This is a genomic window from Glutamicibacter sp. AGC84 (assembly GCF_053543575.1).
Genome location: NZ_JBLVOC010000017.1, coordinates 33,224 through 41,156, shown reverse-complemented (window position 1 = coordinate 41,156; position 7,933 = coordinate 33,224). Strand labels below are relative to the sequence as shown.

The 7,933-nt window shown below is 58.3% G+C and carries 8 protein-coding genes; 5 read left to right on the top strand and 3 right to left on the bottom strand.

Annotated elements, in window-relative coordinates; translation table 11 throughout:
• From ACNPN0_RS11920 to ACNPN0_RS11910, 3 genes are all read left to right on the top strand, one after another.
• Positions 1-278 (top strand): LPXTG cell wall anchor domain-containing protein (locus tag ACNPN0_RS11920; RefSeq protein ID WP_402695755.1); only part of this gene is annotated, 278 nt, incomplete at its 5' end.
• A gap of 360 nt (positions 279-638) precedes the next feature.
• Complete coding sequence (locus ACNPN0_RS11915; protein ID WP_133834864.1) at positions 639-1,295, top strand: DUF5819 family protein; 657 nt, start codon at positions 639-641, stop codon at positions 1,293-1,295.
• Positions 1,296-1,298: 3 nt separating this feature from the next.
• Positions 1,299-2,282 carry an HTTM domain-containing protein gene (locus tag ACNPN0_RS11910; RefSeq protein ID WP_133834863.1) on the top strand — a complete coding sequence of 328 codons (984 nt, stop codon included), beginning with the start codon at positions 1,299-1,301 and terminating at the stop codon, positions 2,280-2,282.
• Positions 2,283-2,344: 62 nt separating this feature from the next.
• Here ACNPN0_RS11910 and ACNPN0_RS11905 read toward each other — a convergent pair whose 3' ends face one another.
• From ACNPN0_RS11905 to ACNPN0_RS11895, 3 genes are all read right to left on the bottom strand, one after another.
• Positions 2,345-3,727, bottom strand: a complete 1,383-nt coding sequence (locus ACNPN0_RS11905; RefSeq protein ID WP_448937907.1) for an NAD-dependent succinate-semialdehyde dehydrogenase — start codon at positions 3,725-3,727, stop codon at positions 2,345-2,347.
• 272 nt (positions 3,728-3,999) lie between these two features.
• The gene (gene mgrA, locus ACNPN0_RS11900) at positions 4,000-5,061 is read right to left on the bottom strand and encodes an L-glyceraldehyde 3-phosphate reductase (RefSeq protein ID WP_448937908.1); all 1,062 of its coding nucleotides are present in this window, start codon (positions 5,059-5,061) and stop codon (positions 4,000-4,002) included.
• 296 nt (positions 5,062-5,357) lie between these two features.
• Positions 5,358-5,519, bottom strand: a complete 162-nt coding sequence (locus tag ACNPN0_RS11895) for a hypothetical protein (RefSeq protein WP_166650864.1) — start codon at positions 5,517-5,519, stop codon at positions 5,358-5,360.
• A gap of 150 nt (positions 5,520-5,669) precedes the next feature.
• Between ACNPN0_RS11895 and ACNPN0_RS11890 the strand changes: the two genes are divergently transcribed.
• Together ACNPN0_RS11890 and ACNPN0_RS11885 are read left to right on the top strand one after the other, a co-directional pair.
• On the top strand, positions 5,670-6,455 hold the full coding sequence (locus ACNPN0_RS11890; protein ID WP_448937909.1) for an alpha/beta fold hydrolase: 786 nt from the start codon (positions 5,670-5,672) through the stop codon (positions 6,453-6,455).
• On the top strand, positions 6,452-7,933 hold a 1,482-nt coding region (locus tag ACNPN0_RS11885), incomplete at its 3' end, for a helicase-related protein (RefSeq protein WP_448938913.1). The genes ACNPN0_RS11890 and ACNPN0_RS11885, both read left to right, overlap by 4 nt.

The window sequence follows — 7,933 nt, the reverse complement described above, 5'->3', positions numbered from 1 at the left end:
ATGCTGACGCTACCGATGCTGACGCTACCGATGCTGACGCTACCGATGCTGACGCTACCGATGCTGACGCTACCGATGCTGACGCTACCGATGCTGACGCTACCGATGCTGGCGATAACGACAGCAACGATTCGGGCAAGAACGATTCTAAGAACGATTCCAAGAAGGACAAGTTGGCCGACACCGGCGCAAACGCTCCACTGGTAATCGGCGGAATCGCCTTGCTGCTGGTCCTCGCAGGTGGAGCCGTAACCGTGCTCCGTCGTAAGAAGGCCTAAGCTATCGTAAAGTAGCACCATAAATCTTGAGCTGGGCAGCTGATATTAGCTGCCCAGCTCAAGACTTTTTATTTGGCACATGACTTAGATGTGGCTGCGCATCTGAACCTTGTTCTGTTGGAATATAGTTCTCTTAAATAGGCGAGTAATCGATACAGAAGATTTCAGTAGCTGGCTGAATGCCCGGCAAAGTGTTCAGCAGAGACCGATGTCGATAGAAAATTTGGGCAATGACGGCAAGCGGAATGACGCCCTGACATTCGAGAGGTAAGGATGACCAAAAAAGGTCACACGCGAAGGCTGATAGCCGTAATTGTTGCGTTGGTAATGGTCCTTGGTTATAGCGCAGTAGCAGTATCCATGGCAGTGGAAGCATCTAATCCAGTGAAGCGCGAATTATCGCCGTTCTTCAGTCAGAAATGGAATGTTTTTGCTCCCAATATTCAGAAGCGCGACTCCTACTTGGAGGTTCGCTCCCGGGCATATGACGACGACGGGAAAATCACAGAATCGGAATGGATTCCCGTTACCGAAGTAGAGCGACTACTGAATAAAGGCAGCTTGGCCCCCTCCCGGATTCAAAAACTTTCTCAAAACACCACCAGTGTTTACCTCTCACGATTCAACAAGCTGAAGTCCGATCAGCGGGAAACTGCACGGAAGAACTTTGTCTCTGTTGACGGTAAGAAACGCGATGTCATGACCGACAGTGAAGTCGTCAAAGCCATCCAGGGTGAAGAAAAAAACTCATCACGTGTAGTGAGCTTTGTACGTATGGATTACATGCTTGTTCGCTACGCCACGGTTTACTCTGAAGCCTATACCGGGAAGAAAGCACGTGATGTGCAATGGCGCATCGTCGGAGATCGAAATAACGACTTCAACCACCGCTTCATGGACGACGCGCAATTCGAAACGAGCGTGCGAACCTTCGGATGGCGTGCGGCTGATGCCAGCCCGTACGAACATGCCGTGGAGCATTTGGAGAACATGATTGACCGCCAGGAAGGCCGATAGGAAATGACATCTCTTATTGATAAATTCGGTAACTGGCTTCTCGAATCTAAACACTCTCTGATCAGCTTCTCGTTGCTGCGTATTATTTACGGCATCGGTATGCTCACCGTCTTGCTGCCAAGCATGGAAGACCGTTCCATACTTTGGGGGCCAGCCTCCTGGTGGGTTGATCCGGAAGCCAAACGGCGCGGCTACTGGACCTTTGACACGATTCTTACCAAGAGCGACGAATTGCTCTTCAGCCTTGGGTACATGGCTTTCATAGCCATCGTGCTGATCTTCATCGCTGGCTGGAAGACTAAGTACATCACGCCGTTGTTCCTGCTGTTCCTCGTTGCGTTGCAGTCCAACAACCCATATCTCACCAACGGCGGGGATACGCTAACGCGAATTACCTTGCTCTTCCTTGTTTTCGCCAACCTCAACGAGCATTTCTCAGTGGATTCTTGGTTGCGGCGACGTAAGGGAAAGACCGTCAATCGCAAGAACAAGCCAGCATGGAACGCGGTCCACAATATCGTGCTTCTGCTGTGCATGGCGCAGATCGTCATTGTCTACGTTATCTCCAGCTATCTGAAAGTCATCGGGGATAACTGGCTTGATGGAACGGGCTTCTACTATGCCTTGAATTTGGAGTCTTATCAGATCTACCCAGGACTCAACGAGCTGATTTGGCAGTCCAGTTTGTTCATCAAAATATCATCGTGGATGACTCTGATTGCCCAGGGCGGTTTCATCATTTTCATTCTGTGGCGCAAGCTGCGTCCATGGGCTGTGGCGGTCCTATTCACTATGCACATGGGCATCGCGCTTCTACTGGCAGGTCTCTGGCAGTTCTCGTTGGTCATGATCGCTTTGGACTTGCTCTTCATTTCCAATAAGGAATGGGCGGCGATCGCTGGATTCGTGAACAGAAAGATTCTTCGAAGGCGCTCGATCGAAGACGAACTTTTCGAAGAAAAGGAACTGGTTGCAGCTGGACGATAGCTAAACACAAAAATATGGGGTAGCTGAACTTTTGGTTCAGCTACCCCATATCGTTTAAAGAATTATTCGCCTACGTAGAACAGGCGCTTGTTCACGAATTCGTCCATGCCCAGCGGGCCAAGCTCGCGGCCGAAGCCCGAACGCTTCACGCCGCCAAACGGCATTTCTGCACCCTCTGCGCTGGCTGCATTCACGTTGGTCATGCCGGACTGCAGCTTCTGAGCCACCCTGGAGGCACGCTCGACGTCGGTGGAGTGCACCGAACCGCCCAAGCCGTAAATGGTGTCGTTGGCCAGCTCAGTGGCGTCCTCGTCGCTGGATACCTTGTAGACCACTGCTACCGGGCCGAAGAGCTCCTCGTAGTAGGCACGCATCTCCTTGGTGATGCCGGTGAGCACCGCAGGGGAGTAGTAGGCCGAAGGGCCGTCGTGCAGCACGCCGCCGGCGTGCAGGGTAGCGCCCTTGGCCACGGCGTCCTGGACCTGCTCGTGCAGGGACTCTGCCGCCTTGCGGGAGGACAGCGGAGCGAAGGTGCCTTCGGCTTCCGCCATCGGGTCGCCAGGCTGCAGGCCTTCGGCACGCTTGGTCAGTTCGGAAACGAACTCGTCATAGATGTCTTCCATGACGATCATGCGCTTGTTCGAGTTGCAGGCCTGGCCGGTGTTGTCGATGCGGTAGCCCCAAGCGGTATCCACGATGCCCGGTACGTCATCGGAGTCCAGGACAACAAATGGATCCGAGCCGCCCAGCTCCAGTACGGCCTTCTTCAGGTTGCGGCCGGCCTGCTCGCCGATAATGGCGCCAGCGCGCTCCGAGCCGGTCAAGGAAACACCCTGGATCCTGGAATCGGCGATGATGGTGGAGATCTGGTCGTGGGTGGCGAAGAGGTTGTTGTAGACGCCGGCCGGTACTCCAGCCTCATCCATGATTTCCTGGATGGCCAGTGCTGAACGCGGGCAGGACTCGGCATGCTTCAAGATGATGGTGTTGCCCAGCATCAGGTTAGGTGCCGCGAAGCGCGCTACCTGGTACAGCGGGAAGTTCCACGGCATGATGCCCAGCAGCGGGCCAACCGGGCGCTTCTGAACGACGGCCTTGCCGCCGGAGAAGGACTTGATCTCCTGGTCCGCTGCCAAGGCTGGTCCCTCGGTGGCGAAGTACTCGAAGATCTCCTGGCAGAATTCAGCTTCGCCCACGGCCTCGGACAATGGCTTGCCCATTTCGGTGGTCATGATCCTGCCGAGTTCTGCTGCGCGCTCGGCGAAGAGCGTGCCTACCTTGGAAACAATCTTGGCGCGTTCGTTGATGTCAACGTCCTGCCATGATTCGTAGGCGCTCTGCGCGGCAGCCAGCGCCTGTTCGACTTGCTCATCGGTGGCCGCGGCGAATTCCTCGACGACTTCACCGGTTGCCGGGTTCAAGACCTTGTAGGTTGGGGCGCTCATCAATGCTCCTGTCGTATGCACAAAAGTGGTCAGCGTAAGCCGTGTGGATCTAACGCTAGCGGACTCCACGCAATAAATGAATGTAATTCACTTCATATTGCGTCTACTCCGAGCTTATCCGCAGAAACAACATTCAGCCACCAAGGAACAGCAGGTATTTGGCTTGAGTGGAAGTTGCAGACGGAAGCGAATGAAAAAGCCGCGGTTTCCAAGACTTGTCTCGGAAACCGCGGCTCAAGAACACAGGTATTACCTGTGTGATCAGTGGATTACTAGCCGATAGCGGAAGAACGCCACCAGTCGATTCCGGCATCGCCCTGGGCGATCTTGGCAATCTGGGCCAATTCCGCGTCGGAGAACTCAAGGTTGTCCAGCGCGCCCAAGTTCTCGTCGAGCTGCTTGGTGGACGAGGCGCCGATCAATACCGAGGTTGCCGCGCCATCGCGCAGCAACCAGGCCAGGGCCATCTGCGCCAGCGACTGCCCGCGCGTCTGCGCAACCTCGTTCAGGCTGCGGACCTTGGCCAGGTTCTGATCGGTCAGCTGGGCTTCGAGCGAACGGCGTCCGCCTTGGCGGACCACATCAGTGGTTTCCAGGTACTTATCGGTGAGCAGGCCCTGGGCCAGCGGGGTGAAAGCAATGGTGCCCATGCGTTCCTTTTCCAGGGTTTGCAGCAGGCCGTGCTCTACCCACGGGTTCAGGATGTTGTAGGAAGGCTGATGGATTACCAGCGGGGTTCCCAGGTCCTTGGCGATAGCGGCAGCCTCGGCGGTGCGTTCTGCCGAGTACGAGGAGATGCCCACGTAGGTGGCCTTGCCCTGGCGAACCAGGGTATCCAAAGCGCCGATGGTTTCTTCCAGAGGAGTCTTCGGATCGAAACGGTGCGAATAGAAGATGTCCACGTAGTCCAGATTCATCTTCTTCAGCGAGGCTTCGCAGGAGGCCAGCAGGTACTTGCGCGAGCCGAAGGTGCCGTGCGGGCCTGGCCACATGTCGTAGCCGGCCTTGGAGGAGATGACCAGCTCGTGGCGGTAGGGCTTGAAGTCCTTTTCCATCATGCGGCCGAAGTTCTCTTCGGCTGAACCTGCCGGAGGACCATAGTTGTTGGCCAGATCGAAGTGGTTGATGCCGTTATCGAAAGCGTGGCGCAGGATCTCGCGCTGGGAATCGAATGGACGGTTATCGCCGAAATTCCACCACAGTCCCAGGGACAGCGGGGGCAGGCGCAGGCCGGAGTCGCCAACGCGGCGGTAGCCGAAGTGCGCATAGCGGTCTGCGGCAGCAGTGTAGGGACGGTGCAGTTCCGGGATGGACGGGAGGCGTTCGTATTCCACGAGGCACCTTTCTGCCAGGTCAAGCGCTGGCGAGCGGAAATCGATTTGACGTCAGTTTCCACAATAGGCCAGAGCCTGAACTAAATAAATAGCGCAAAGGTGGATCCGCTGTGTGCGTAATGGTTTCGTGGATTGGGATTAAATGAAGAACCGACCCGCCAGGCCAAGGAGGTAACGCCTGTGCGGATCGGTTCATCTAGATCACTCGCACCTTGAGAAGGTAATAACCACACTAGGAGCTGAAACTTGAAAGTAGCTGAATGCGAGGTGTGCGGTCTCTTGGGAAAAGGCTTTTGCTAATAATTCGAAGGCGGATCCGAAGCCGGGAATGACTCGTCTTCCCACTCTTCGACGAGAGCTTCATCGTGCTCGTCATGGCGCTTCTTTTCTTCTGCGGCCAGCCGCAGCTTTTCCTCTTCAGCGCCACCGGGCTGCCCAGCAGCTGATTGTTCAGGCATGATCTTCCTCCCAACTTCCGTGGGCCACCCCCTGCGGATGGCTGGACCCTGTGTCTTCAGTGTTCACCTATTAGCCGCGGATGTCGAGGGCGGCGGCAAACACTGATTTCGCCTTCAACGTCAATACAGGATTTAATCGAAGGCATGCCGATGATCAATAATCCCGCAGATGGTTCCGAAATCTTCTTTGACGATGACGGGGCTGCCGGGGAGCCGATTCTCTTCCTCCATGGCTCCGCCCTGTCCCGGTCCATCTGGAGAGGACTCGGCTACACCAAGGCGTTGGGCCAGGGGCACCGCACCATCCGCATGGACCTGCGCGGGCATGGCAAGTCGGCCAAATCCCATGACGTAGCCGACTACACCATGGACAAGGTGGCCGGCGATATCCGCGCGGTGATGGATCACCTGGGCATCGGACGTATTCACATTGTCGGCTACTCTTTTGGTGCACGCACCGGGCTGCACATGGCCATGCACCACCCAGAGCAGGTGATCTCGCTGATCATGCTCGGCGGCACCTACGAAATTACCCCCGGCGAAATCGGGAAGCTCTTCTTCCCCGGCTACCTCGAGGTCCTGCGCAATGGCGACATCGAAGGATTCGTCACCGGGCAAGAAAAGAATGGACGCCTGGATCCAGCAACCCGCATGGCCTTCAAGTCCAACGACCCGCTGGCCCTGGCTGCCTACTACGAGGCCGCCGAGACCCTGCAGAACATCAACCTGTCCGAGCTGGCGAAGATCAGAATCCCGACCTTGCTGCTGATCGGCACCCGGGACCAGCCGCGCTTCGACCAGAACAAGATCATGGTCCGCACCTTGCCCAATGCGCGCATGGTGGCCTTGCCGGGGCGAACCCACGGCAGCACCCTGTTCCCGATTGAACCTGTGGTCAAGGCCATCGAGTCCTTCTGGGATGGACGCCAAGCATGAGTTCGGCCCGCTTCGACCTGAACAGGATTGCTTCAGGGCTGGCTTTCGGTCCCAGCAGGGAGGAACTCCATGAATCCTTGGCGGCTAATCCTGCCCAGCCGTTGGTGATCCAGGCGCCACCGGGATCCGGCAAGACGACGATAGTTCCACCCACGGTAGCCAACGCCCTGGACCAGGCAGGACTGGCTGGCAAGATCATCGTGACCCAGCCACGCCGTGTCGCAGCCCGGGCCGCTGCCCGTCGCCTCGCCCAGCTTGATGGATCGGTTCTGGGCCAGCGCGTTGGCTTCGCCGTGCGCGGGGAACGGCAAGCTTCGGCGCAGACCCGCGTGGAATTCGTGACCGCAGGCCTGATGCTGCGCAGGTTGCTGGCCGATCCGGATCTTGCCGGTGTGAGCGCGGTGATCATTGATGAGGTCCACGAGCGGTCAATCGATACGGATTTGTTGCTGGCGATGGCCAACCAGGTCAGCGAATTGCGTGATGACCTGTCGCTGATCCTGATGAGTGCCACCTTGCACGCCGGGGAACTCTCGGCGCTGCTGGCCCGTGGCCAGGCCGCTCCAGTGCTCAGCGCCCACACCGCGCAGTTTGCCGTGCAAGAAGCTTTCGACAGCTTCGCCGGAATCCGGAACACCGAACGCGGGCTGAACGATGACTACCTGCGCCACGTTGCCGCCGTCGCGGTACGCCACAGCGCGGCAGCCAACGCAGCAAGCGCAACCCCGGTGGACACCCTGGTGTTCGTCCCCGGGGTACGGGAAGTCGACCGCGTCTGCTCGCAGATTTCTGCCTCCGGAGTGCAAGTCCTGGCCTTGCACTCGCAGATCTCTTCCAAGGAACAAGACCGGATCCTCAGTGAGCCGGAGGCTGGCATCGCCCCGCGGATCATCGTCTCCACCTCCATTGCCGAATCGTCGGTGACCGTGCCGCGCGTTCATCTGGTGGTGGACGCCGGCTACGCCCGCGAGCCGCGCCGAGACAGCTCGCGTGGTTTCTCGGGGTTGATGACCGTGGTGGCCAGCCGTTCCGCGGCCACCCAGCGGGCGGGCCGGGCAGGACGACTCGGGCCGGGCAAGGTGGTGCGGACCTTGGACCCCAAGTCCTTTGCCGCCGCCCCGGCGCACTCCACACCGGAAATCCGCACCGGCGACCTGGTCGCCGCCGGCTTGTCGCTCGCGGCATGGGGGACCCCGCGTGGCGAGGGGCTGGCCATGTGGGAAGCGCCGCCGGCTAGCGCCATGGCCAGCGATGAGCAGATCCTGCGCAGCCTGGACGCGGTTGACGGCACCGGGCAGATCACCGCCCTGGGCGAGCAGATGATGAAGGTTCCAGCAGACCCGCGTGCCGCCCGCGCGTTGCTCGAAGGCAGCCGGATTTTCGGCACCCGGGCTGTCTCGGATGCTGTCGCATTGCTGGCCAGCTCGGAACGCATTGCCAGTGCGGACCTGAATGAATTGCTTGCCGCGGTGCGCCGG